At 68.3% G+C, this 24,950-nt stretch carries 16 protein-coding genes; 11 read left to right on the top strand and 5 right to left on the bottom strand.

The genetic code is table 11. The features are described 5' to 3' along the window. Positions 1–962: 962 nt before the first annotated feature. Positions 963–6,044 (top strand): NAD-glutamate dehydrogenase, encoded by a 5,082-nt coding sequence (locus ACFQ4H_RS12745; RefSeq protein WP_377570380.1) that lies wholly within the window; start codon positions 963–965, stop codon positions 6,042–6,044. A 117-nt stretch (positions 6,045–6,161) separates the two neighbouring features. Here ACFQ4H_RS12745 and ACFQ4H_RS12740 read toward each other — a convergent pair whose 3' ends face one another. Both ACFQ4H_RS12740 and ACFQ4H_RS12735 read right to left on the bottom strand, forming a co-directional pair. After that, a complete protein-coding gene (locus ACFQ4H_RS12740) occupies positions 6,162–6,890 on the bottom strand; it encodes a class F sortase (RefSeq protein WP_377570378.1) in 729 nt (242 codons plus the stop codon). 4 nt (positions 6,891–6,894) lie between these two features. Then, positions 6,895–7,923 carry a hypothetical protein gene (locus ACFQ4H_RS12735; RefSeq protein WP_377570376.1) on the bottom strand — a complete coding sequence of 343 codons (1,029 nt, stop codon included), beginning with the start codon at positions 7,921–7,923 and terminating at the stop codon, positions 6,895–6,897. Between the two features lie 701 nt (positions 7,924–8,624). Between ACFQ4H_RS12735 and ACFQ4H_RS12730 the strand changes: the two genes are divergently transcribed. Continuing rightward, positions 8,625–10,364, top strand: a complete 1,740-nt coding sequence (locus ACFQ4H_RS12730; RefSeq protein WP_377570374.1) for a glycoside hydrolase family 6 protein — start codon at positions 8,625–8,627, stop codon at positions 10,362–10,364. 93 nt (positions 10,365–10,457) lie between these two features. Here the strand turns inward: ACFQ4H_RS12730 and ACFQ4H_RS12725 are convergent, their stop codons facing one another. The 3 genes from ACFQ4H_RS12725 to ACFQ4H_RS12715 all read right to left on the bottom strand — a co-directional run bounded on the left by ACFQ4H_RS12725 (position 10,458) and on the right by ACFQ4H_RS12715 (position 12,214). Continuing rightward, positions 10,458–10,826 carry a hypothetical protein gene (locus ACFQ4H_RS12725; RefSeq protein ID WP_377570372.1) on the bottom strand — a complete coding sequence of 123 codons (369 nt, stop codon included), beginning with the start codon at positions 10,824–10,826 and terminating at the stop codon, positions 10,458–10,460. A gap of 228 nt (positions 10,827–11,054) precedes the next feature. Next, the gene (locus ACFQ4H_RS12720) at positions 11,055–11,606 is read right to left on the bottom strand and encodes a hypothetical protein (protein ID WP_377570370.1); all 552 of its coding nucleotides are present in this window, start codon (positions 11,604–11,606) and stop codon (positions 11,055–11,057) included. A gap of 11 nt (positions 11,607–11,617) precedes the next feature. Next, the gene (locus tag ACFQ4H_RS12715; RefSeq protein ID WP_377570368.1) at positions 11,618–12,214 is read right to left on the bottom strand and encodes a hypothetical protein; all 597 of its coding nucleotides are present in this window, start codon (positions 12,212–12,214) and stop codon (positions 11,618–11,620) included. Between the two features lie 711 nt (positions 12,215–12,925). Between ACFQ4H_RS12715 and ACFQ4H_RS12710 the strand changes: the two genes are divergently transcribed. The 9 genes from ACFQ4H_RS12710 to xylB all read left to right on the top strand — a co-directional run bounded on the left by ACFQ4H_RS12710 (position 12,926) and on the right by xylB (position 24,943). After that, positions 12,926–15,502 (top strand): sensor histidine kinase, encoded by a 2,577-nt coding sequence (locus ACFQ4H_RS12710; RefSeq protein ID WP_377570367.1) that lies wholly within the window; start codon positions 12,926–12,928, stop codon positions 15,500–15,502. Then, entirely contained in the window at positions 15,502–15,924 is a 423-nt protein-coding gene (locus ACFQ4H_RS12705; RefSeq protein WP_377570365.1) for a roadblock/LC7 domain-containing protein, read from the top strand. Before ACFQ4H_RS12710 ends, ACFQ4H_RS12705 begins: the two co-directional genes overlap by 1 nt. Further along, positions 15,914–16,309 (top strand): DUF742 domain-containing protein, encoded by a 396-nt coding sequence (locus ACFQ4H_RS12700; protein ID WP_377570363.1) that lies wholly within the window; start codon positions 15,914–15,916, stop codon positions 16,307–16,309. The genes ACFQ4H_RS12705 and ACFQ4H_RS12700 overlap by 11 nt, the downstream gene beginning before the upstream one ends. Further along, positions 16,290–16,892 (top strand): GTP-binding protein, encoded by a 603-nt coding sequence (locus ACFQ4H_RS12695; protein ID WP_377570361.1) that lies wholly within the window; start codon positions 16,290–16,292, stop codon positions 16,890–16,892. The genes ACFQ4H_RS12700 and ACFQ4H_RS12695 overlap by 20 nt, the downstream gene beginning before the upstream one ends. A gap of 139 nt (positions 16,893–17,031) precedes the next feature. Next, a complete protein-coding gene (locus ACFQ4H_RS12690) occupies positions 17,032–18,081 on the top strand; it encodes a lactonase family protein (protein ID WP_377570360.1) in 1,050 nt (349 codons plus the stop codon). A 321-nt stretch (positions 18,082–18,402) separates the two neighbouring features. Continuing rightward, positions 18,403–20,187 carry a VWA domain-containing protein gene (locus ACFQ4H_RS12685; RefSeq protein ID WP_377570358.1) on the top strand — a complete coding sequence of 595 codons (1,785 nt, stop codon included), beginning with the start codon at positions 18,403–18,405 and terminating at the stop codon, positions 20,185–20,187. Positions 20,188–20,623: 436 nt separating this feature from the next. Further along, complete coding sequence (locus ACFQ4H_RS12680; protein WP_377570391.1) at positions 20,624–22,093, top strand: sugar transferase; 1,470 nt, start codon at positions 20,624–20,626, stop codon at positions 22,091–22,093. A gap of 147 nt (positions 22,094–22,240) precedes the next feature. Next, positions 22,241–23,428 carry a xylose isomerase gene (xylA, locus tag ACFQ4H_RS12675; RefSeq protein WP_377570355.1) on the top strand — a complete coding sequence of 396 codons (1,188 nt, stop codon included), beginning with the start codon at positions 22,241–22,243 and terminating at the stop codon, positions 23,426–23,428. A 54-nt stretch (positions 23,429–23,482) separates the two neighbouring features. Then, a complete protein-coding gene (gene xylB / locus ACFQ4H_RS12670; protein WP_377570353.1) occupies positions 23,483–24,943 on the top strand; it encodes a xylulokinase in 1,461 nt (486 codons plus the stop codon). Positions 24,944–24,950 lie beyond the last annotated feature (7 nt).

Below are 24,950 nucleotides of genomic sequence, written 5' to 3'. Positions count from 1 at the left end.
ACGGGCGGTCGGCCCGACCGCCGAGCGGTCCGATCCGGACGGCCCACCGGAGGCGACCGGCGCGGCCGAGCCGGACGAGCAGCCCGCGACCACCGCGCGGACCGAGCCGGGAATCGCCGCGCTCGAAGGCTGATCGCCGCACCGGAAAGCTGATCAATTCGACCCGGTACGGCCCATCCGCCGATCCCCCGGACGCGCGGAGCGTGGCCGGCCGGGGTGGCCGGCCGCCCCACGGAGGTTACTTTCCGCTGTGGGAAGGGCGGCTCAACCGGCCGCCGTCGGGAGTGTTACCGAGTTGCTACTGTGTCCTTCGTCACTGTGGCCCGACGGGGCCGTGTCGAGCGTCGGCCGCCCGCGCCCGGCGGTCCGTAGTAGCCCTCTGACCTGCTCGATCATGGCTGTGTCGATGATTCCGGCGACCGGCCGACCGGATGGGGGCAGGGTCGGATCGTGCCTGTCAAGTTGTTGGGCAAAGACTTGTTGGTTCCTTGAGGCGTTGCGCTCCGTGGCGGCCGATCGTGTGCTCTGCGTGACGGATCCAGAGGCCGTGGCCAGCCAACGTGCTGGCAACCAGCCCGGGAGCGTCGGATTCGACGGCGATCCCCGGGTCGCCCCGGTCGTCGGGGGCGGGTACGGCGGCGTACCGCTCGGTTACCTTCCGTTGCCGAACCGTGCGGGACGGCCCGACGGTGGTACGGGGGCGGTTTCGCTGCGGGGTATGGTCGGCCCCGTGCGACCGGAACAAGATCGTGTACGGGCTGCGAAAACAGGTTCCCCCGTTGGCGTGATGACGTCATGAGCCTGGGTAAGCAGCGCTACGTCTGCTCCGTGTCCACGACGGGTAGTAAGGAGTCCGGGTCCGGATATCCAGTTGGCGATTCGCCGACAAATCTGTGAACAGCTAGCACATAGGCTGGGCGAAGACTGACTCACAACGTGGTGGGTCGAGGGGAGTGGCACCGATGGACCGGCGTCCGGCGATCAAACCGGGTCCCGATCTCCGGCAGGTTACGACCAGCCGGGACGACAGCTTCGACACCGTGGCCGATAGTGACGGTGATGGTGTCGGCGTCACGATCGACACCGGCGTCACAGGATTCACCGGAGTCAGCGTAGACACGCTCTACGATCCGGCGCTGCCGAACGAGGCACTGACCGACGACGTGGACGACTCCGATCTCGATGAACCAGTACCCAATGCCGAGCGGCTGGTAGCGCAGGCCGTGGCACTGGCCGGCGACGATCACGACGCCGCCACGCTGGTCGACCGGTTCTGGCGATTCGCGCCCGACGAGGAACTCATCGGCTTCACCGCCGAGGAGATGCTGGCCGCGGCGCAGGACCACCGGGATCTGGCCCAGCAGCGGGTGCCGGGTGAGCTCAAACTGCGTATCGGCGAGCCGGTCGAGGACCAGCAGCACTCGGTCATCGAGATCGTCACCGACGACATGCCGTTCCTGGTCGACTCGGTGACCGCGCTGCTCACCGCCCAGCACCTCGATGTCCACCTGCTGGTGCACCCGCTGGTCGTGGTGCGCCGGGAGCCGCTGGGCAAGCTGATCGAGGTCGCGGCCGACGTCGAGCCGGACGACGCGATCGACGGGGACCTCGTCGAAAGCTGGATGCACATCGAGATCGACCCGGTTCGCGACCCGGCGGTCCGGGACCGGCTCCGCGCCGAACTGCAACGCGTCCTCACCGATGTCCGGGAGGCGGTGGAGGACTGGCCCAAGATGCGGCAGCGCGCCCTGGCGCTGGCCGACGAGCTGGCTGCCGCCCGTACCTCCGACGCCCGTCCGCCGGTGCCGGAGAAGGACATCACCGACTCGGTCGAGCTGCTGCGCTGGCTGGCGCACGAGCACTTCACCTTCCTCGGCTACCGCGAGTACAAGCTGGTCGAAACCGGTCAGCCGGCCGACGGCGACGGCTCGGACAAGGCACTGGAGGCGGTGCTCGGCAGCGGTCTGGGCATCCTGCGACAGGACTCGACCCAGCCGAGGACGCTGTCGTCGATGACGCCGGAGGCGTACCACAAGGTGCTGGAGAAGCGCCTGCTGATCATCACCAAGGCGAACTCCCGGGCGACCGTGCACCGGTCCGCCTACCTGGACTACATCGGCTTCAAGATCTTCAACGAGGCCGGCGAGGTGGTCGGCGAGCGGCGCTTCCTGGGCCTGTTCTCGACTGCGGCCTACCGCACCAGCGTGCGGGAACTGCCGGTGGTCCGGCGCAAGGTCGCCGAGGTGCTCGAACGCTCCGGGCTCAGCCCGCGCAGCCACTCCGGCAAGGACCTGCTCCAGATCCTGGAGACCTACCCCCGCGACGAACTGTTCCAGATCAAGACGGACGACCTCTACCACGCGGTCATCGGCGTACTGCGGATGGCGGGTCGCCGCCAGCTGCGGCTGTTCCTGCGTCGCGACGGCTACGGACGGTTTATGTCCTGCCTCATCTACCTGCCCCGCGACCGGTTCACCACGCAGAACCGGCTGCGCATGCAGGAGATCCTGCTACGCGAGCTGAACGGTGTCGGCGTCGACTACACGACCCGGGTCACCGAGTCCATGCTCGCCCGGGTGCACTTCATCGTCCGTACCGACCCGAGCAACCCGCCCGGTGAGGTGGACGCCGACGTGCTGGCCGAGAAGCTCGCCGACGCGACCCGGCTGTGGGACGACGACTACCGTCTCGTACTGGAGCGCAAGCTCGGCGACGAGCAGGCCAAGCACCTGTTCACCCGGTACGCCGACGCGTTCCCGGAGGGCTACAAGGACGGGCACACGCCGTACGAGGCGATGAAGGACCTCGCCAAGCTGGAGCTGCTCGAAGAGCCCGGCCAGCTTGAGATGCACATGTTCCGCAAGCACCGGCCCCGGCCGTCGGGCTGGGCCGCCCCGGAACAGCCGGAGGAGATGGACGTCCGGTTCAAGGTCTACCGGTACGGCGAGCCGATGGTGCTCTCCGCCGTGCTGCCGGTGCTGCACTCCCTCGGTGTCCGGGTGGTCGACGAGCACCCGTACGAGGTGGAGCGCATCGACGGCCAGATCTACCTGTACGACTTCGGGCTGGAACTGCCGGAGGGTGCGCGGGAACTCGTCGAGGTCCGGCCGCACGTCGAGAACGCCTTCTCCGCCACCTGGCGGGGCGAGGCGGAGATCGACGGCTTCAACGAGCTGGTGCTGCGGGCCGGGCTGACCTGGCGGCAGGTGGTGGTGCTGCGGGCGTACGCGAAGTACCTGCGGCAGGCGGGCACGGTCTTCTCCCAGGAGTACATGGAGTCGACCTTCATCGCCTACCCGAACCTGGCCGCGTTGCTGGTGGAACTCTTCGAGGTCCGGTTCTCCCCGCTGCTGGAGATCAGCACCGAGGAGCGGAGCCTGCGGAGCAAGGAACTGGTCGGCTCGATCGGGCGGGAACTCGACGAGGTGGCCAGCCTGGACCAGGACCGGATCCTGCGGTCGTACCTGACGCTGATCCAGGCCACCCTGCGGACCAGCTTCTACCAGCGGCGTACCGACGGGCGGCCCAAGCCGTACGTGGCCTTCAAGCTGGACCCGCAGGCGATCCCGGACCTGCCGGCACCCCGCCCGAAGTTCGAGATCTTCGTCTACTCGCCGCGCTTCGAGGGCGTGCACCTGCGGTACGGCCCGGTGGCCCGGGGTGGTCTGCGCTGGTCCGACCGGCGTGAGGACTTCCGGACCGAGGTGCTCGGCCTGGTCAAGGCACAGATGGTGAAGAACTCCGTCATCGTGCCGGTCGGCGCCAAGGGTGGCTTCGTGCTCAAGCAGAAGCCGGGCGACCGGGACGAGGCGGTGGCCTGCTACCAGGGGTTCATCTCGGGGCTGCTCGACGTGACCGACAACATCGTGGGTGGCGAGATCGTGCCGCCGCACGAGGTGGTCCGCCACGACGGTGACGACCCGTACCTGGTGGTCGCGGCGGACAAGGGCACCGCCAGCTTCTCCGACATCGCCAACGCGATCTCCACGTCGTACAACTTCTGGCTGGGCGACGCGTTCGCCTCCGGTGGTTCGGCCGGCTACGACCACAAGAAGATGGGCATCACCGCCCGGGGTGCCTGGGAGTCGGTCAAGCGCCACTTCCGGGACATGGGCATCGACACCCAGACCCAGGACTTCACCGTGGTCGGGGTCGGGGACATGTCCGGTGACGTGTTCGGTAACGGAATGCTGCTCTCCGAGCACATCCGGTTGGTGGCCGCCTTCGACCACCGGCACATCTTCCTGGACCCGTCGCCCGACGCCGCGTCGTCCTACGCCGAGCGCAAGCGGCTGTTCGAGATGGAGCGCTCGTCGTGGGCCGACTACGACGAGAAGCTGATCTCCGAGGGCGGTGGCGTCTTCCCGCGTACCGCCAAGTCGATTCCGATCTCGCCCCAGGTCCGGGACGTGCTCGGCCTCGAGTCGGACGTCGAGCAGATGTCGCCGCAGGAGCTGATGAAGGCGATCCTGACCGCACCGGTGGACCTGTTCTGGAACGGCGGCATCGGTACGTACGTCAAGGCGTCGACCGAGTCCAACGCCGAGGTCGGGGACAAGTCCAACGACGCGATCCGGATCAACGGCAAGGATCTGCGGACGAAGGTGGTCGGCGAGGGCGGCAACCTGGGCTTCACCCAGGTCGGGCGGATCGAGTACGCCGTGGCGGGCGGCCGGATCAACACCGACTTCATCGACAACGCCGCCGGGGTGGACTGCTCCGACCACGAGGTCAACATCAAGATCCTGCTCGGCGCGGTGGTGGCCGACGGCGAGTTGACCGGACCGGAGCGGGACGCGCTGCTGGCGGAGATGACCGACGAGGTCGCCGAGCTGGTGCTGCGGGACAACTACGACCAGGCGCGGGCGATCGGTAACGCGCAGGCACAGGCCGCATCGCTGCTGCCGGTGCACCGCCGGATGATCTGCGACCTGGAGCGCACCGGTCAGCTCAACCGGGAACTGGAGGCGCTGGCCTCGGACGAGGAGTTGGCCGCCCGTACCGAGACCGGGTTGACCGCGCCGGAGTTCGCGGTACTGCTGGCGTACACGAAGATCGCCCTGGAGAAGGAGATCCTCGAGGACGGCCTGGCCGATGAGGAGTGGACGGCCGAGGTACTGGCCAACTACTTCCCGACCCAGATGCGGGAACGGTACGCCGACCGGATGGCCAGTCACCGACTGCGCCGGGACATCGTCACCACCGTTCTGGTCAACGAGGTGATCAACCGAGGAGGCATCTCCTTCATCTACCGGGTGGTGGAGGAGACGGCCGCCACGGCGGCGGATGTGATCCGCGCCTACGTCGTGGTCCGCGACCTGTTCCGGCTCGGCGACATCTGGGCGGCCATCGAGGCCCTGGACAACAAGGTGTCGACGGAGGTGCAGACCGGTGTCTACCTGGACACCCGTCGCCTGCTCGACCGTGCCGTACGTTGGCTGGTCACCAACCGGCGCTCGCCGCTGGACGTGCCGGGTGAGCTGGGTCGGCTCCGGGAAGGGGTGTCCCGGTTGCTGCCCGACCTGGAGAACCTCTTCTACGGCAGCGAGCGGCAGTCGCTGACGGCGCACATCGACCGGTTCATCGGTCGCGGGCTGCCGAGGGAGTTGGCCGAGCAGGCGACCCGGCTGATGTACAGCTTCGGGCTGCTCGACGTGGTGGAGACGGCCATCCAGACGGGCCGCGACGTGGGCGAGGTTGCCTCGATCTACTTCGTGCTCTCCGACCGGTTCCGGGTCGACTCGTTGCTGTCGAAGATCTCGCTGCTGCCTCGGGAGGACCGCTGGCAGACGCTGGCCCGGATGGCCCTGCGCTACGACCTGTACGCGGCACTGGCGGCGCTCACCGCTGAGGTGCTCGGTTCGACGGCGGACTCCGCGTCGCCGGCGGACCGGGTGCAGGAGTGGGAGCAGACGAACGTGACGTCGGTCAGCCGGGCGCGTAAGGCGATGGGCGAGTTCGACGAGTCGCGGGCCGATCTGGCCGCGCTGTCGGTGCTGCTGCGTCAGATCCGTACCCTGGTGCGGACCTCGGCAGCGAGCTGATCCGCTGGGTTGATCCGTTCGATCGACTGGACGAGCCTGGGCCTACCAGATTGGTTTGGCCCAGGCTCGTTCCACGTTTCGTGAGCAGGTGACGACCCGCCCCCGGCCGGTGCGGCCTCAGTCGATGAGGGTGGCGAATACGATGATGTTGTTCACGTAGCTGCGGTTCTCCTCGTCGAACTGACCACCGCAGGTCACCACCCGAAGGCCGACCTTGTTGGTCGGACCGTAGACAAGCTCGGTGGGGAACCCGACCTTCGGGTACGACTTGACGCTGTCCACGGCGAACTTGACGACGCTCTGATCCTTGCGGGTTATCTGGATGATGTCCCCGGCGCGCAGTGACCCGAGATGGAAGAACACCGCGGGTCCGATTGCCGCGGAGTCCACGTGCCCGACGATCACGGAGTTACCGATCTCGCCCGGACTCGGTCCGGGCTGGTACCAGCCGGCGAGTTGCGCCTGATCCAGCGGTGGTACCTGCACGGTCCCGTCCGGGTTCACGCCCAGGGTCATGATCTTCGCGGCGACGCCGATCCTCGGGATCGTGATGTCGGTCGGCTCGGATCGCGTCATTCCAACTGAATCGGCGGAATGCAGATCATCCGACATATCCGATGAGCCATCGGATCCGTCCCCCACTGCCCGCCTGTTGTCGGTCGAATTCAGGTCGGTCGAATCAAGATCTGCTGGTCCGGCCTCGGCGATCGGCTGTGGTGGCTGCAACGGTGGTGCTTCGTTCAGCGCGGCACCGATGAAACCCGCACCGACCAGGGCCAGGATGGCGACGACGGCGGCGCCGGCGGCGCGCCACGCTTCGTGACGGCCGCCGGCTCCACTCGTCATCGCCTTAGGCCAGAGTTCCATCAGCCCGACGCCGACGCAGCAGAACGATTCCACCGAGAGCTGCGGCACCCAGCATGCTGGCACCGCCTGCAGCGAGGCCGGTGTCCATGCCGCCGGCACCGCCGTCACCGCCCTCGACCCAACCGCGGGGTACGATCGTCAGCTTGCCGTCGCCGCACGAGCCCTTCAGCTCGTAGGTACCCGGCTGAGCGTCCCACGGAATCTCGACACTGGCGAAGTACTTGTAACCGTCCTCTTCGCCGTTCTCGTCTTTCTTGCTGTCCCATTCCTTCTTGTCGTGCTCGTCTTTGTTGCCGTGCTCGTCCTTCTTACCGTGCTCGTCTTTCTTGCCGTTCTCGCCCTTCTTTTCGTCCCGGCTGCCTTCAGCGGCCCGCTCGCCGTTCTCGCGCTTCTTGTCGTCCCGGCTGCCCTCGGCCGACTGCTCGCCGTTCTCGTGCTTCTTGCCGTTCTCGTCCTTCTTGCCCTGCTCGTCTTTGTTGCCGTGCTCGTCCTTCTTACCTTGCTCATCTTTATTGCCGTGCTCGTCCTTCTTGCCGGCCTCGGTCCGTTCCTCGGACCGGTTGTTACCTTCGGCAGAATTCTCGTTGCCCGACCGGCTTCCCTCCCGGTCCGACTTCTCCTTGTACTTCTTGTACTCGTCGTACTCGCTGTTTTCCTTGTACGACTTCTCGTGCTCGCGGCTCTCGGAACGCTCTTCGCGGGACTCGTCCCCGTAGCCGCCGTTTTCTCGAGATCCCTTGTCGTCATGGTGTTTGGGCTTCAGCTTGACCTTGCCCGTGACCTTCGACCACACCCAGGCCTGGTCCTGAGGTGCCTTGCAGATCTCAGTGATGGCCACCTCTTCCCCGGGCTTCGCCCAGTGGGGCTTTGTGTAGATGTGACCGCTGTTGCCGTTCCCGTCCGCACCGTGGGAGCCGCTGTCTGCCAGCGCCATTCCGGGCGCGCAGACGAGCAAGGAGGCACCACCGAGCGCGGCGCCAGCGACCATCTTGCCGAGGAACTTCTTAGCCATGACTTTCGTCACTCCTTCCCCTGTTGCCCTTTGCTCGACGGCAGCCGAGCTATGTCCGAGGCTATCGCTTTCGCGAGGTTTCATCGGATTAATGCGTTAAGTAGGTGAAAGGCACGGGACAAGCGGGTTAGGTGTGCTATCGGAGCTATGAAGGGCTCGGGAGTGTGACGCTGGCGATCAGCGTCGCTGGCCGGGGTCGGGGCAATGAGATGCCTTGCGATGCCTGTGATCACCGGAAGCCGCTTTGCGCTTCTACTCCGGTTCGCTTGCCTCTTCGGCCAGCGGTGTGTGTTCGGCCCTGATGTCCGGCTCGTCCGGCACGGAAAACGGTCACTGAGCCACTAACCGGCGAAAAGGTGTACGCGCGTCTGAATGGTGATTCCAAGTCTGGTTTCGCCCGAATCGGGGAGTTGTCTCAGTCGCGACTCGTCGATGGATGGTTGTGGTGGAAGCGCTCCCATGTAAGAATCTGGGCACTGGCAGAGCCACCACGCACAGTCGATGCCGAGGGCACCCCGGTCTCCGGGGCGGCGTCCGACAGCGGCCATCGACTATGGCCGACAGAACATCCTCTTGCGCCCGTCCGGGTCGGGCATCGCAGTTTTCCCAGGCGGCTGGGGACGACGTACGAGTCGACCTCGCGAGGCCGTCATGCCGGCTCCACTGAAGAGCGGACCCGGCTGGCCCAAGGAGACAGTGGCATGAATTCATGGAGTAGATGGCCCGGCCGGCGAAAGGCAGCCGCCCTGGCAGGAGCGAGCGCACTGGTGGCTGCCGGTCTCGTCGCTGGTCCGGTCAACATGGCCTACGCCGCGACCCAGTGCGATGTGGCCTATTCGACCAACCAGTGGCCCGGTGGCTTCACCGCCAATATCACGATCAAGAACCTGGGGGATCCGATCAACGGATGGACCCTCGGATTCACCTTCCCGGACAGCGGTCAACGGGTGCAGCAGGGCTGGTCGGCCACATGGAGCCAGAGTGGCAGCCAGGTGACCGGCCAGAACCTCTCGTACAACGGGTCCCTGGCCACCGGTGCATCCACCAGCATCGGCTTCAACGGAACGTGGTCCAACAGCAACCCCGCACCGACCTCCTTCACCGTCAACGGAGTGTCGTGCAACGGCGGAACCACGCCGACGACACCACCGACGAGCGCGCCTCCCACGACGCCACCGCCGACGACCCCGCCGCCCGGCAGTCGGGTGGACAACCCGTACGTGGACGCTCGTGGCTACGTGAACCCGGAGTGGAAGGCCAAGGCGGACGCCGAGCCCGGCGGTAGCCGGATCTCGAACAACCCGACCGGCGTGTGGCTGGACCGGATCGCCGCGATCAACGGGGTCAACGGCGGTATGGGTCTGCGGGCCCACCTGGACACCGCGCTGGCTCAGGGAGCTGGCTACATCCAGTTCGTCATCTACAACCTGCCGGGCCGGGACTGCGCGGCGCTGGCCTCCAACGGTGAACTGGGTCCGACCGAGCTGCCCCGGTACAAGACGGAGTACATCGACCCGATCGCCGCGATCATGGGCGACCCGAAGTACCGTAGCCTGCGGATAATCAACATCATCGAGATCGACTCGTTGCCGAACCTGGTTACGAACGTCACGCCCCGGCCGACCGCCACTCCGATGTGCGACACGATGAAGGCCAACGGCAACTACGTCAACGGCGTCGGTTACGCCTTGGCCAAGTTGGGCGCCCTGCCGAACACGTACAACTACATCGACGCCGGACACCACGGCTGGATCGGCTGGGACGACAACTTCGGTGCCTCCGCGACGCTGTTCGCCGAGGCAGCGCGGGCCTCCGGCAGCACCGTCGACAATGTCCACGGCTTCATCGCCAACACGGCCAACTACGGCATCCTCAAGGAGTCGTACTACACCATCGACAGCACGGTGGGCGGTACCTCGGTGCGGCAGTCCAACTGGGTCGACTGGAACCGCTACGTGGACGAACTGTCGTTCGCCCAGGCCTTCCGGCAGCGGCTGATCTCGGCCGGCTTCAACCCGAACGTCGGCATGCTCATCGACACCGGGCGTAACGGGTGGGGCGGTGCCGCGCGGCCATCCGGTCCCGGTCCGCTGACCAACGTGAACACCTTCGTTGACGGTGGTCGCCTCGACCGGCGGATCCACCTGGGCAACTGGTGCAACCAGAGCGGTGCCGGTATCGGTGAGCGGCCCCGTGCCGAACCCGCCCCGGGCATCGACGCCTACGTCTGGATCAAGCCCCCGGGCGAGTCGGACGGTGCCAGCCGGGAGATCCCGAACAACGAGGGTAAGGGCTTCGACCGGATGTGCGACCCGACCTACACCGGCAACCCCCGGAACAACAACAACATGAGTGGTGCGCTGGGTGACGCCCCGCTCTCCGGTCACTGGTTCTCCGCCCAGTTCCAGGAGCTGATGCGCAACGCGTACCCGCCGTTGTGAGCGGTGCGCCGGGTAGGCCCGATCCAGCGCCAGCGGGCTGATCCGCGGTGAGTGTCCCTGGTCCGACTCAGTCGGACCAGGGACATTCGTCTGTCACGGAACGGTCTTCTCGATGGCGGCCGGCCCGTCCTGTTCCAGCTCACGTCGGGCTCGCTCGACGTTGCCCGGGGTGGGATCCTGGCCCTGCGCCATGGCGAGGTCCTCCGGATCCCAGGGTTGCTCTGCCCCGGTACGGTCGGCACGACCCGTTTCGTCCCCACCCCGGCCCGGCGGGTTGCCGATCAGCTCGTTGGTCGGGGGAAACTCGCCCGGTACGTCGCCGGGCTGCTCGAAGGCGGGCGCGTCGGGACCATCGCCCCCGCCGGTGAGGAACTGGGGCACAGCCGTCTCGTCCTCGACCGCTGCTGCGACCTCCGGGGTCTCCTCCAACGGCCGGTCCAGGTACGGATCGCGCTGAGTCATGCCTGCTGCCCTCCTGTCCGCCTGCTCCTGCCCGGTCGGCTACCCGCGATTGCCGGCTCCATGCCGGGCTACGGCCGGATCGCCGCCCCAGCTGCTCCAGCCGCCCTACCGGGCCCGGCTGCCTCAACCGCCCCGGCTGCCCTACCGTTCCCGACTGCCTCAATGGCCCCGGCCGCCCCGGCCGCCGCGAGTCGGAGTCGCCTGGTCGACAGGTGGTCGAACCGGAGGTCAGAGATTGAGCAACTGGTCCAGTAGTTCGCGGTGGCGACGGACCGTCATCCGCAGTTCCTCGGTGTCGGCCTCGTCGCCCGCCGGTGACTGGGCCAACTCACGCTTACGGGCGGCGAGCGAGTCGGTCAGTGAGTCGATGACCTCCTCCACCAGACGCTGGGATTGTTCGGCGGCGTCGCGGGGGTCGTCGACGAAGCGAAGCTGGATGTCGCGCCACCGGTTCTGGAATTCGAGGCCGGTCTCACCACCGAGCAGCGCATCGGTCTGCTGGTCCAGCCAGTCCACGTCGTCGTGGTCGCCGCTGACGCTGCCGCCGGTCAGGCCGTCGCCCTTGGCGATCATGTCCTTGTTCTGGTCCTGGCGCTGGACAGCGCCCGCACCGCCGGCCATCGCCGATGCGGCGACCGCTCCACCGACGGTTGTCGCGCCGAAGGAGCTGGGTTGCGGGGCGGGCTCGTGGAACTGGTTCCGCTCCGGGTCGGCGGCGATCTGGTCGAGTTCGTCGACACTGGTACGGGTACGGTCGTTCTTCCGGTTCTGGTCAGGCATCAGGTTTCTCCTCACCGACTGATGGCGTCCTGGGGGGTGCCAGGACTTGCTTCGCTGGTCCGGGTCGGGTGGTGTACCGGATCTTCACCGAGCAGGTCGGCGATGAGGGTCCGGTAGTGCACCACGGCCTGGCGCAGCTCTTCCGTGCTGGCCTCGCCGCGCTTGTTGCGCAGGTGGATCTCGTGTGCCTCGCGGTAGTGGGCCAGGGTGCGGGCATGCTCGACCGAGAGCTGTGCGAGTTGTTCCGAATAGTCCCCGGTCGGGTAGCCACGCTCGGCGATCAGGCGGGTGACCAGTTCGTCGGCGGTGCCGACCGCTTCGGCAGGTGAGTCGATGAAGCGGGTCTGGAGCTTCTCCCAGGCTGTCGCGTATCGGTGGCGGGACTCCTCCGACAGGGGAGTGAGAGTGAGTTCGGCATGCCGGCGTTCACGCTCGCGCAGCTCGTGTTCGGCGGTTGTCCGGCTCTGCCGTTCGGTGACGAGCCGGTCGTACTCGGGGCCGAACCGGGAACGCAGGGCGTTGCGACGGGCAGCTGCCCAGACGACGAACGCGACGGCCGCGATGACGAGGACGACGAGAACGATGATGACTATCTCGGTAGGCGACATGTCTCCTCCTTCGTCTTCAGGTATTCCCGCTCAGCCCTGATCGCCAATCCAGTTCCCGCCCACTTTCCCGTTCCGCCGCCCGGATGGAGGGCGAAACCAGGGCAATCAGTGCTGATTCCCCGATGTCGTGCCGCGCGGTGCCGTGAGTGCCCGGGAAGCCGCCCCGCTGCCGGTTGGAGGAGTCGAAGTCACTTTTCGGGACTGCTGTCATGGTCTGCCACGAATGCGGCTGTCCGTCGGAGGCGATGGGCGAGCCGCAGGTCAGCGGCGGGGTGCCGGTCGACGGGTCGGGTTACGGCGAAGACGGGACCCCCGTGGGACGGCCGCCTCCTGTTCGGACAGCCGGCGTCGACCGGTTGGTTCCGGACCATCCACGGCCACCACGTCTGGTGGCCGGTCGTGCACAGTGGACCGATCGCTGTCGACCCTGGTAAGCCGCTGGGGTGATCACGGGTTGGCCGGTTGCCGGATACCGGTGTGTCGGTTGGTGGATGCCCCGGGTGACGGTTGGCGGAAATCGGTATGCCGGATGCCGGATATCGCCCTTCCAAGTGGTCCGTAGGCTTACCGACCTCGGGACTCCGGTAGTGCTTACGCCCATGATTACGTATCCTGCCGGGGGCGTACGCCCGTGTCTCGAGACCTTGGTCGCGAGCCAGCGGGGCCGTCCCGGCTCGGTGTCACTGCCGCCAATCCTTCCGGCGAGGTCCGATGAATACCCGCAACTGGCCGATCCGGTCAAAGATCATCGCGCTGGTCACCGTGCCCATCGCCGCGCTGCTGACACTGTGGATCTTCGCCACCACGTTGACCGTCGGGCCGGCGCTGAGCCTGCTCAACACCCGTACGCTGCTGGCCGAGGTGGGGGTGCCGGGGGAGGCCGTGATCGCCGAGTTGCAGCAGGAACGGCGGCTCACCGCGATCTACCTGGCCGGCCCGGGCGATTCGGGGGCCCTGGCTGATCAGCGCAGACGTACCGACGATGCGGTCGCTCAACTGCGTCGCCGGGCCACCGTCGACGACATCCAGGACAGCATCGACGATCTCGTCCGGGACCGCCTGAACCAGACGTTCACCGCCCTGGAGGCGCTCTCCGTCGGTCGGGGCTTCGTGGACAAGCGGGAGATGGACCGCAGCGGCGCGCAGGGGCTCTACACCTCCATGATCGACTCGATCTTCCGAGTGTTCACCGGGATGGCCGCCCTGCCGGACGAGGCGGCCAACCGGCAGGCCCGGGCACTCATCTCGCTCATCCAGGCCCGGGAACTGTTCAGCCAGACCGATGCGCTGCTGGCCGGGGTGTACACCGCCGGGAGGTTCGCCGAGGGCGAGCACGTTCAACTCGTCCAGGCCGTCGGCAGCCAGCGGCTGCTGTACGCCGCCGCCGTGGCCGAACTCTCCGACGCCGACCGGACCGCCTACCAGCGGCTGACGGAAGGCGAGGCGTTCAGCCGGATGCGGGGGATACACGACGAACTTGTGGCCCGGGGCCGGACCGGTGCCGCGCCGCCGGTAACCGCCAGTAACTGGCGGCGCAGCTACGACGCGGTCCAGGAACAACTGCGCGGCTTCGAGACAGCGGCCGGGGAGGTCCTCACCGAACGCACCATGTCACTGGCGACCGGCATCCTCGTCCGGCTCGGTCTGGCCAGTGTCCTCGGCCTGGTGGCGATCATCGTCTCCCTGGCCATCGCGTTGCGGATCGGCCGGTCGCTGGTCCGCCGACTGACCTCCCTGCGAGCCACCGCCCTCGACATGGCCGGGGAACGGCTACCGGCGATCGTCGGTCGGCTACGTCGGGGCGAGGAGGTCGACGTCGCCCGGGAGACCCCGCCGATGGAGTACGGCGGCGACGAGATCGGCCAGGTCGGTCACGCGTTCAGCGAGGTGCACCACACCGCGGTACGGTCCGCGGTCGACGAGGCGGCGCTACGTCGGGGCCTCAACGAGGTCTTCCTCAACATCGCCCGGCGTAGCCAGGCCCTGCTCCACCGGCAACTGGCGTTGCTGGACAAGATGGAACGGCGGGCCGAGAAGCCCGAGGAGTTGGAGGCCCTGTTCCGGGTCGACCACCTCGCCACCCGGATGCGTCGCCACGCCGAGGACCTCGTCATCCTCGCCGGGGCAGCGCCCGGGCGCGGGTGGCGTAACCCGGTCTCGATGATCGACGTGATCCGGGGCGCGATCTCCGAGGTCGAGGACTACGCCCGGGTCGACATCGTCTCCGTACCGCCGGCCGCCGTCCTCGGCCGGGCCGTGGGCGACGTCATCCACGTACTCGCCGAACTGATCGAGAACGCGACCGCGTTCTCGCCACCGGACACCCGGGTACAGGTCAGCGGGCAGGTCGTGGCGAACGGCTACGCGATCGAGATCGTCGACCGTGGCCTGGGCATGACCCCCGAGGCCATCGAGGACGCCAACCGGCGGCTGGCCGACCCGCCCGAGTTCGACCCCTCGAACAGTGCCCGGCTGGGCCTGTTCGTGGTGGCGCAACTCGGCACCCGACACGGCGTACGGGTGCGGCTGCGCCCGTCGCCGTACGGCGGGATCACCGCGGTGGCGCTGGTCCCGGGCGACCTGGTGACCTCGGAGTCGCCCCTCCCCGTACCGGCCGGGCGGCCGGCGAGCCTGACCGGCGGCACACCGGATTCCGGTGGCCGGTTGGCCGAGGTCGGCGCTGCCGGTGAAGCGAACGGGCGGACGGCCCTCCTGCCGAACCGGCACACCCCCCGACCGGCCGTTTCCGAGGCACCGCCCGGAACACTTCCGTTCCGGCGGCCACCCGGCACGGGGCGCACCACACAGCTGAAACCAGTTCCATCGGCCGGTTCCGAGCTGACCGCCGTCACCGTCGAGCAGCCGACCATCGGGTCGTCGTCGACCGCGGGACACCGGGGGTCAGGTGGGGTCGCCCGCCCGGTGCCCGAACTGAGTACGGACGGACTGCCCCGTCGGGTTCGGCAGGGCAGCCTCGCGCCCCAACTGCGTACGCCTGCGCTAGGAAGTGCCCGGTCCGGCCCGAACAGCGGTGAACCGTCCATTATCGACCCACCGCCCAGGTCTCCGGCGGAGGTCCGGGCGATGATGTCGGCGCTCCAATCGGGTACGGTGCGGGGCCGGCAGGACGCTGGTTGGCCGGATGCGCCTACGGCGGCGGCTGTCCCGCCGGCTGCGTCTGCGCTGCCTGCCCCACCGGCTGCCCCGGGCGGTCCGGCGGCGCTCACCGCCCCCGATGTCTCCCCGGTCGCCGACCTGGGATCTAGTGAATCTGGAAGGGACGCGTAGTGGTGCACACGACGAGGCCGGCCGCGAATCTCGACTGGCTACTCGACGATCTCGTGGAACGCGTGCCGACCGCGCGGCAAGCCGTGGTGCTCTCGGCGGACGGCCTGTTGATGGGCGCATCACGGGAGTTGAGTCAGGAGGATGCCGAGCATCTGTCCGCAATGGCCGCAGGCTTCCAGAGCCTGGCCAAAGGGGCGAGCCGGCACTTCTCGGCCGGTGCGGTCCGGCAGACCGTCGTGGAGATGGAGTCGGCCTATCTCTTCGTCACCGCCGCTGGTCAGGGTGCCTGTCTGGCGGTACTGAGCGACGCCGACTCCGACATCGGGCTGATCGCGTACGAGATGGCGATGCTGGTCACCCGGGTGGGACAGATCATGTCCGCGCCGACCCGAACACCTGGGGAGGCGTCTGATGCGGGCTGAGCCGCCCGTACCCCACCATGACTGGCTCGACGACGAGGCTGGACCGGTGGTTCGGCCGTACACGATGACCGGCGGCCGGGTGCGTCCGGCCGCCGGCGGATTCGACCTGGTGGCGTTCGTGGTGGCGACCACGCCGGGTGGAATCGACCAGCACCTCCACCGGCAGCTACAGCCGGAGCACCGAAAGATCATCGAGCTGGCTCAGGAGCCACTCTCCGTCGCCGAACTGTCCGCCCAGGTCGATCTGGCGCTGGGAGTGGTGCGGGTGCTGCTCGGTGACCTGCTCTCCGCCGGGCTCATCGAGACACATGAGCCACCGGCATCGCGCCAGTTCCCCGATGACAACATTCTCAAGGCGGTGGTCAATGGTCTCCGTGCGCTCTGACCGGAACGGATCCGGGCAGCGGATCCCGCTCGCTCTGAAGATCCTGATTGCCGGCGGCTTCGGAGCCGGCAAGACCACGCTGGTGGGTGCGGTCAGCGAGATCCGGCCGTTGCAGACCGAGGAGGTGCTGACCAACGCCAGCATCGGCACCGACGATCTGGCCGGGGTGGAGGAGAAGACCACCACCACCGTGGCCATGGACTTCGGCCGGATCACCATCAACGAGGACCTCCAGGTCTACCTGTTCGGTACCCCGGGGCAGGACCGGTTCTGGTTCCTCTGGGACGAGCTGGCCTTCGGTGCGCTGGGTGCGGTGGTACTGGCCGACACCCGTCGACTGGCCGACTGTTTCCCGTCCGTCGACTACTTCGAGCAGCGGGGCATTCCGTTCGTCGTCGGGGTCAACTGTTTCGACGGGGCGCAGCGGTTCACCACCGAGTCGGTGCGTACGGCCCTCGATCTCGATCCGGACGTGCCGATCCTGCTCTGCGACGCGCGTAGCCGCCACTCGGGCAAGACCCTGCTCATCGCGTTGGTCGAACTCGTCGCGCAACGCCGGGGCCAGCCGGTGCCGGTCGCCTGATCATCGCCGTACGCCGGCTGGGCGGGGTCACCTTCCGGCTCGAAGGACCTCTTCCAGCCGGGTACCGCGCGCCCGGCCGTACCGTCTGATTGGATCGAGCGTGGGCCGAGGTGGTGTCGGGAGGCTGGGGGAGCATCGGATGGCTGGTGACGGTGGGCTCGTCTACCTCGGCTGTTACACCGGGGAGAGCGGCGGGCAGGGGCAGGGTGTCGTCGCGGCCCGTCGCGATCCGGCCAGCGGCGCACTCGAGGTGCTCGGGACGGTCGCGGCCACGCCGTCGCCCTCGTTCCTGGCCCGGCATCCGAGTCTGCCGGTGCTGTACGCGGTCAACGAACTCGCCGACGGTACGGCCAGCGCCTGGGCGGTGGCACCGGACGGTGGATTGCGCGGACTCGGTGTCTGGTCGACCGGTGGGGCGGACCCCTGCCACCTGTCGGTGGCACCGGATGGTGGGTACCTGTTCGTGGCGAACTACGGCAGCGGCAGTGTCGGCCTGCTGCCGTTGGACGGGGCCGGCGTCCCGAGCGACTACACGGATCTGGTGACGCACGAGGGACATGGTGCTGATCCGGACCGACAGGAGCGGGCGCACGCCCACATGGTCTCGCCGGATCCGCTCGGTGGCGCGCTGCTGGCGGTGGACCTGGGCACCGACTCGCTCTACCGGTACGACCTCGACCGGGCCGCGGGTCGGCTGCTGCCGCAACTGCCTCCGGTCCGTACCGACCCCGGTTGCGGTCCCCGGCATCTCGCCCGCCACCCGGACGGGCTGCGCTGCTTCGTCGTCGGCGAACTGGACGGAACGGTGATCACGTACGGCCTCGACGTCGGTGGCACCCTGCACGAGCGGGGTCGGGTCGCGGCCACCGAACGTACCGGTCCGGTCCATCCGTCCGAGGTCGCGGTACGCCCCGACGGCCGGTTCCTGTACGTCGCGAACCGGGGTGTGGGCACCGTGGCCGTCTTCGCGTTGGACGACGAACTGCCCCGCCTGGTCGCCGAGGTGGACACCGGTGGCCAGTGGCCCCGACACTTCGCCCTGATCGGTTCACATCTCTACGTCGCTGATGAGCGGGCGCATGCGGTCGGGGTGTTCGCGGTCGATCCGGTGACCGGAGTGCCGGACCGGGTGGGGGAGCCGGTCAGCGTGTCGAGCCCGACCTGCGTGCTGGCGGTATCGGGTAGCTGAGATCGCCGGGTAACCGAGAACGCGCCGGGTCACCGAAATGCGCCGGGTCACCGAGAACGCCGGGTAACCGAGAACGTGTTCGGCAGTTGGCGCGGTATGCGTTGTCGGCCATGATCCGGAAACGAATTCCGACATTCATCCGGTTTGCGTGATTGGCGCGGAAAGAAACGAAAGGCTAAATGCGCAGGCGTTCTGTAATCAAATGAATGCGCTGAGCTATGTTTCCAGGTAGTAAGGTTACCGCTGCGTAACATTCTGGTGAGAGTCGCGTCAACGCCTTGACCAGGTACGCAAGATGGTTTCGTGTCAGGCCGCCACCGTATGCCGAGAAGAATTCGGGGAGCAGGCGCCGTCGCTGTGGTGACGGCGCTGGTAGTCGTCGCCGGCGTAGGAGGCTGGCTCGGCTACCGGCAGCTCTCTCCGCAGCCGTGTTCCGGTGAGATCCGGCTGAACGTCGCCGCCGCCACCGAGATCGCGCCGGCCGTACGCGCCGCCGCCGACGGGTGGGTAGCCGATGGGGCGGCGGTCAACGGCACCTGCGTCGCCGTCGACGTGGTCGCCGCCGATCCGGTCGAGGTGGCCGGGAAGGTGGCCGCCCAGCACGGGGTGTCCCTGACCAGCGTCGACCAGGCCAACAGCGCCTCCCCGATTCCGGATGTCTGGCTGCCGGACTCCTCGACCTGGTTGCAGCGCCTGCGTACCGCTGGCGCGTCCGGTTTCACGCCCACCAACGGTGGATCCGTCGCCAGTAGTCCGGTGGTGGTGGCGGTGCCGGAACCGGTGGCCGTCCGGATGGGCTGGCCCGGCAGGCAACTCAGCTGGTCCGACCTGCTCCGGCAGATCACCTCCGGGAGTGGGCTGCGGCCCGGCACCGTCGACCCCGGCCGGGACGCAGCCAGTCTCGCCGGGCTGTTGGCGTTGGGGGGAGCGGTCAAGCCGGATCCGGCCGGCGGGCAGGCGGCCACCACCGCTGTCCTGCGGACGCTGGCCGCCGGCCGGTCGGAGCATCGGCAGGACCTGTTGGCGAGATTCCCCCGCTCGGCCGACCCGGCGGCCCTCGCCGCCGCGATCAGTGCCGCCGCGATGTCCGAACAGAAGATCATCGAGCACAACGCGACCCAGCCACCGGTTCCACTCGCCGCCCTCTACCTCAGGCCGGAGCCGATGGCGCTGGACTACCCGTACGCGGTGATGCCCGGCGGCCAACCGGCGAAGATCGCTGCTGCCGAGGGTCTCTACTCGGTGCTCGCCGGTGGCGGCTTCCGTGGGTCGCTGGCCGAGCGGGGACTGCGCGCGCCGGACGGAACACCGGGCCAGGGATTCCGATCGCCATCGGGTGCGCCGAGTTCCGTCGGGACGGCGGTCCCCAGCATGGCCGGTGCCACCCCTGACCCGACCGGTACGGCTCCCGCCGCTCCCGGCAGCGCCGCCGACTCCGGGTCCACCTCCGCGGCGGTCGACCGCGCCCTGTCCACCTGGACGGCCGTCACCCAGCCGGGTCGGATGCTGGCCGTCATTGACGTCTCCGGCTCCATGCGGGAACGGGTGCCCACCGCCGGGAACGCCACCCGTCAGCAGGTGACCGTGGCGGCGGCCGGCCGTGGCCTGGCACTCTTCGACGACTCGTGGTCCCTCGGTCTGTGGACCTTCTCGACGGAGTTGGTGGGTGACCGTGACTACCGGGAACTGGTGCCGATCGGTCCGTTGAGCAGCCAGCGCGGTCGTCTCGTCGATGCGCTCCGCGGCATCACCCCGAAGGAGAACGGCGGCACCGGACTCTACGACACCGTGCTGGCTGCCTATCGGGCGGTCCAGGACGGTTGGGAGCGGGGCCGGGTCAACTCGGTGGTGCTGCTCACCGACGGACGCAACGAGGACACCGACGGCATCACCCAGCAGAAGCTGCTGGCCGAGTTGAAGCGGCTGGCCGATCCGGAGCGGCCGATCCAGGTGGTCATCATCGGCATCGGTGGTGACGTCAGCCGCGCCGAACTGGAGGGCATCACCAAGGTCACCGGCGGTGGAGTCTTCGTCACCGAGGATCCGGCGAAGATCGACGACATCTTCCTCCGGGCCATCTCGCTACGTCCCGCCACACCACGCTGATCCGGGCACCAGCTCCGGGATCTGGACGTAGCTTCGGGATCTGGACGTAGCTTCGGGATCTGGACGTAGCTCCGGGATCTGGACGTAGCTCCGGGATCTGGACGGTGGCTTCGGGATCCGGGCGGTGGCTTCGGGACTCGGGCGGTGGCTTCGGGATCCGGGCGGTGGCTTTCGGTCGGCATCACCGGCACCCCATACCGTGGTTGATCTCAACTGTCGCCAACCCGACTTCGTAATCGGCTGCCGAAGGTCGCCACGCGGACAACCGCTACCCCGCTTTCCAAGTAAGTGACAGTAATCTGTCGAAAGCTCTGTGTAGCGATTCTGGTGGGTGAAGATGTCGTGGTGCCCGGCACCGCCGGCCCCGTAACGGGGACCGGCGGTTGATTCTGGGTGCGCCCTTAGCGAACTGGGAGGGCTGGTGCCGACGGCGACAATGCTGACCTCCGCGACCACGCCCCTGGACTCCTTGCCAGGGGCGCCTGATGCGGCGCTACGGCTGCGGCAGCGGGCCTACATTCGTACGATCGTGATTCTCGATGCCACGATTCTCCTGCTCACGGTGCTGGTCGGCTACTTCACCCGGTTCGGTGGCGACGAGCCACGAGGGTCGGACATCCCGTACGTCGTGGTCGCCCCCGCCCTGGTGGCGGCCTGGATGCTCTCCCTCAAGGCACTGCGTTGCTACGACGACCGGGTGCTCGGTTACGGCATCGACGAATATCGCCGAGTCACGTCGGCCAGCCTGCGGTTGGCCGGGGCGATAGCGATCACCGGCTACATCGCTGACGTCGGTGTGTCCCGGGGCTTTCTGGGCATCTCGCTGGCGGTCGGCACGGTCGGTCTGGTGGTCGCCCGGTTCGCGGCCCGCAAGCATCTGCACCGGTCCCGGTCGAAAGGCGCGGGTTGGTCCCGGCGGGTGCTCGTGGTCGGGGACACGGCGCACGTGCTGGAACTGGTGCACACGCTGCGCCGGGAGCCGTACGCCGGTTACCAGGTGGTGGGTGCCTGCATCCCGGACGCGTTACTGGCGCCGGTGCCGCAACGCCTGGGTGACGTACCAGTGGTCGGCTCATTCCGTGGGATCGTCGACGCCATCTCGACCAGCAGGGTCGACACCGTCGCGGTGGCGGCCTCCGGTGAACTGACCGCAGCCCGGTTGCGCCGGCTCGGCTGGCAGTTGGAGGGCACCGGAGTCGACCTGGTGCTGGCTCCGGCGCTGACCGATGTCGCCGGTCCCCGCATCCACACCCGTCCGGTGGCCGGGCTGCCACTGATCCATGTGGAGGCGCCCGAGTTCCGGGGGGCCCGGAAGCTCGTCAAGGGCTTCGTCGACCGGGCCCTGGCGCTCGGGGTACTCACCCTGGCGCTTCCGTTGCTGGCCCTGATCGCACTGGCGATCAAGATTGACAGTCGGGGGCCGGTGATCTTCCGGCAGACGCGGGTCGGCATGGGTGGCAACGAGTTCGGCGTCTACAAGTTCCGCACGATGGTGGTCAACGCGGATGCGCTGCTCAAGGAACTCTCCACGAGGAACGAGACCGACGGTCTGATGTTCAAGATGCGCGCCGACCCCCGGGTCACCCGGGTCGGTCGGTTCCTGCGCAAGTGGTCGCTCGACGAGCTGCCCCAACTGGCCAATGTCCTGTTCGGACACATGAGCCTGGTCGGTCCGCGTCCACCGTTGCCCACCGAGGTGGCCCACTACGACGGCGACGTCGCCCGCCGGCTGCTGGTGAAACCGGGGATGACCGGGCTGTGGCAGGTCAGCGGCCGATCCGACCTCAGCTGGGAGGACGGCATCCGGCTGGACCTCTACTACGTGGAGAACTGGTCCCTCGCCGCTGACCTGACCATCCTGTGGAAGACGTTCGGCGCGGTCATCAACAGCCGGGGCGCCTACTGAGCATCGGGCATCCGTACCGATCGGTGCGGCCGTCTGCGTCGGCAACGCAACCTGAGTTGCGGCGGTACATCCCGCTCCGGCCTCGACTGGCCCGCTCGATTCATGGAAGCTGATGCGAAGCATCGGTACGTGTATCGAGGAGGCGGCATGACAGTCGGACCCACCCCTGCGGACAGGTTCTCGTTCGGCCTCTGGACGGTGGGTTGGCCGGCCCGTGACCCGTTCGGCGACGCGACCAGGCCGGCGTTGGACCCGGTCGAGGCAGTGCACAAGCTTGCTGAGCTGGGCGCGTACGGCATCACCTTCCACGATGACGACCTGATCCCGTTCGGTGCGGACGCCCCGACCCGCGATCGCCACATCGGGTCGTTCCGCAAGGCCCTCGACGAGACCGGGCTGGTCGTACCGATGGTCACCACCAATCTGTTCACCCACCCGGTGTTCAAGGACGGCGGCTTCACCAGCAACGACCGGGACGTACGCCGCTACGCCCTGCGCAAGGTGCTGCGCAACATCGACCTCGCGGCAGAGTTGGGTGCCCGAACCTTCGTGCTGTGGGGTGGTCGGGAAGGGGCGGAGTACGACCTGGCCAAGGACGTACGGGCCGCGCTGGACCGGTACCGTGAGGCGCTCAACCTGCTCACCCGGTACGTCCTGGACCGGGGCTACGACCTGAGGTTCGCCCTCGAACCCAAGCCCAACGAGCCGCGCGGCGACATCCTGTTGCCCACCATCGGGCATGCCATCGCCTTCATCGACACCCTGGAGCACGCCGATCTGGTGGGCGTAAATCCCGAGGTCGGTCATGAACAGATGGCCGGGCTCAACTTCACCCACGGCATCGCCCAGGCGTTGTGGCAGGGCAAGCTGTTCCACATCGACCTGAACGGTCAGCGGGGCATCAAGTACGACCAGGACCTGGTCTTCGGCCACGGTGACCTGCTCAACGCGTTCGCCCTGGTCGACCTGCTCGAACATGGCGCACCGGGCGGTGGTCGAGCCTACGACGGGCCACGCCACTTCGACTACAAGCCGTCCCGGACCGAGGACTTCGACGGCGTCTGGGCTTCGGCGGCTGCGAACATGCGTACCTATTTGCTGCTCAGGGAGCGGGCTGCCGCGTTCCGCGCCGATCCGGAGGTGCACGAGGCGCTTGCCGCCAGCAAGGTGCCCGATCTCGCCACCCCGACCCTCGCTCCCGGCGAGAGCTACGCCGACCTGTTGGCCGACCGCGGTGCCTTCGAGGAGTTCGACGTCGACGCGACAGCCGCCCGTGGCTTCGGCTTCGTACGGCTCAACCAACTCGCCGTCGAACATCTGCTCAACGCCCGCTGACCAACCCGCCCCCCGTGATCCCGCCCGATCCGCCCGAACCTGTGGAGGACGCAGATGCCACTCGTCGCCGGAGTCGACTCGTCGACCCAGTCGTGCAAGGTCGTGATCCGCGATGCGGACACCGGGAAGCTGGTCCGGACCGGGCGGGCCGCCCATCCTGACGGCACGGAGGTCGACCCCCGTGCCTGGTGGCAGGCGCTCCAGGAGGCGATCGCCCGGGCCGGCGGGCTGGCGGACGTGGCCGCCGTATCGATCGCCGGCCAACAGCATGGCATGGTCTGCCTCGACAGTGCCGGTACGGTCGTACGCCCGGCCCTGCTCTGGAACGACACCCGCTCCGCCCAGGCGGCGACCGACCTGGTCGAGGAGTTGGGCGGCGGGCAGACCGGGGCCCGGGCCTGGGCCGACGCGGTGGGCAGCGTTCCGCTGGCCTCCTTCACCATCACCAAGCTGCGCTGGCTGGCCCGACACGAGCCGGACAACGCCGCCCGGGTTGCCGCCGTCTGCCTGCCGCACGACTGGCTGACCTGGCGACTGAGCGGAACCGGTGACGTCGGGACAGGGGACGTCAGGGCGAGCGACATCGGGACGAGTGACATCGGGACGTTGCGTACCGACCGGGGGGATGCCAGCGGCACCGGCTACTGGTCCCCGGGCAGCGGTGAGTACCGCTACGACCTGCTCGAACACGCCTTCGGTCGGCGACTCGCCGTGCCGGTGGTGCTCGGTCCGAACGACCGTGCGGGAGAGTTGCCCAACGGTGCGGTGATCGGGCCGGGCACCGGCGACAATGCCGCTGCTGCGCTGGGCGTCGGCGCGGTTCCGGGCGACGTGGTCGTCTCCATCGGTACGTCGGGCACCGTGTCCAGCGTCGCGGACACCCCGGCGGCGGACGCGTCCGGCGCGGTGGCTGGTTTCGCCGATGCGACCGGGCGGTTCCTGCCGTTGGTCTGCACGCTCAACGCTGCCCGGGTGCTCGACGCCACCGCGAGGATGCTCGGGGTGGATCTCGACGAACTCGCCCGGCTGGCGTTGGCTGCGCCGGCCGGTGCCGACGGACTGGTCGTCGTGCCGTACCTCGAAGGGGAGCGCACCCCCAACCGGCCACTGGCCACCGGTGCGGTGCACGGCCTGACCCTGCGGACGGCGAGTCCCGCCCACCTGGCCCGGGCCGCGGTCGAAGGGCTGCTCTGCGCCCTCGCCGACGGGCTGGACGCGCTGGTCGCGCAGGGGGCCACGGTCGACCGGGTGATCCTGGTGGGCGGGGGTGCGCGGTCCGAGGCGGTCCGGCGGATCGCCCCGGAGGTCTTCGGTTGTCCCGTCCGGGTGCCCCCGCCCGGGGAGTACGTCGCGGATGGGGCAGCTCGCCAGGCCGCCTGGGTCGCCCTCGGTGGTGTGCTGCCACCGTCGTGGACCATCGGTGAGGCATCCGAGTACGACGCGTCGCCCGTCCCGGCCGTTCGCGAGCGGTACGCCGAGGTCCGTGACCTGACCGTGGACCGCCTCACCGTCTGAGGGGTAA

The organism is Micromonospora sonneratiae (genome assembly GCF_042679305.1).
Classification (GTDB): Bacteria; Actinomycetota; Actinomycetes; order Mycobacteriales; family Micromonosporaceae; genus Micromonospora_H; species Micromonospora_H sonneratiae.
Note: the sequence above shows the minus strand (reverse complement) of the source record. Positions and strands in the feature narration are given on the sequence as shown.

Coding starts and splice junctions, on each gene's coding strand:
- ACFQ4H_RS12745 (WP_377570380.1), top strand. CDS start 963: ATGGACCGGCGTCCGGCGATCAAACCGGGTCCCGATCTCCGGCAGGTT.
- ACFQ4H_RS12740 (WP_377570378.1), bottom strand. CDS start 6,890: ATGACGAGTGGAGCCGGCGGCCGTCACGAAGCGTGGCGCGCCGCCGGC.
- ACFQ4H_RS12735 (WP_377570376.1), bottom strand. CDS start 7,923: ATGGCTAAGAAGTTCCTCGGCAAGATGGTCGCTGGCGCCGCGCTCGGT.
- ACFQ4H_RS12730 (WP_377570374.1), top strand. CDS start 8,625: ATGAATTCATGGAGTAGATGGCCCGGCCGGCGAAAGGCAGCCGCCCTG.
- ACFQ4H_RS12725 (WP_377570372.1), bottom strand. CDS start 10,826: ATGACTCAGCGCGATCCGTACCTGGACCGGCCGTTGGAGGAGACCCCG.
- ACFQ4H_RS12720 (WP_377570370.1), bottom strand. CDS start 11,606: ATGCCTGACCAGAACCGGAAGAACGACCGTACCCGTACCAGTGTCGAC.
- ACFQ4H_RS12715 (WP_377570368.1), bottom strand. CDS start 12,214: ATGTCGCCTACCGAGATAGTCATCATCGTTCTCGTCGTCCTCGTCATC.
- ACFQ4H_RS12710 (WP_377570367.1), top strand. CDS start 12,926: ATGAATACCCGCAACTGGCCGATCCGGTCAAAGATCATCGCGCTGGTC.
- ACFQ4H_RS12700 (WP_377570363.1), top strand. CDS start 15,914: ATGCGGGCTGAGCCGCCCGTACCCCACCATGACTGGCTCGACGACGAG.
- ACFQ4H_RS12695 (WP_377570361.1), top strand. CDS start 16,290: ATGGTCTCCGTGCGCTCTGACCGGAACGGATCCGGGCAGCGGATCCCG.
- ACFQ4H_RS12690 (WP_377570360.1), top strand. CDS start 17,032: ATGGCTGGTGACGGTGGGCTCGTCTACCTCGGCTGTTACACCGGGGAG.
- ACFQ4H_RS12685 (WP_377570358.1), top strand. CDS start 18,403: ATGCCGAGAAGAATTCGGGGAGCAGGCGCCGTCGCTGTGGTGACGGCG.
- ACFQ4H_RS12680 (WP_377570391.1), top strand. CDS start 20,624: ATGCTGACCTCCGCGACCACGCCCCTGGACTCCTTGCCAGGGGCGCCT.
- xylA (WP_377570355.1), top strand. CDS start 22,241: ATGACAGTCGGACCCACCCCTGCGGACAGGTTCTCGTTCGGCCTCTGG.
- xylB (WP_377570353.1), top strand. CDS start 23,483: ATGCCACTCGTCGCCGGAGTCGACTCGTCGACCCAGTCGTGCAAGGTC.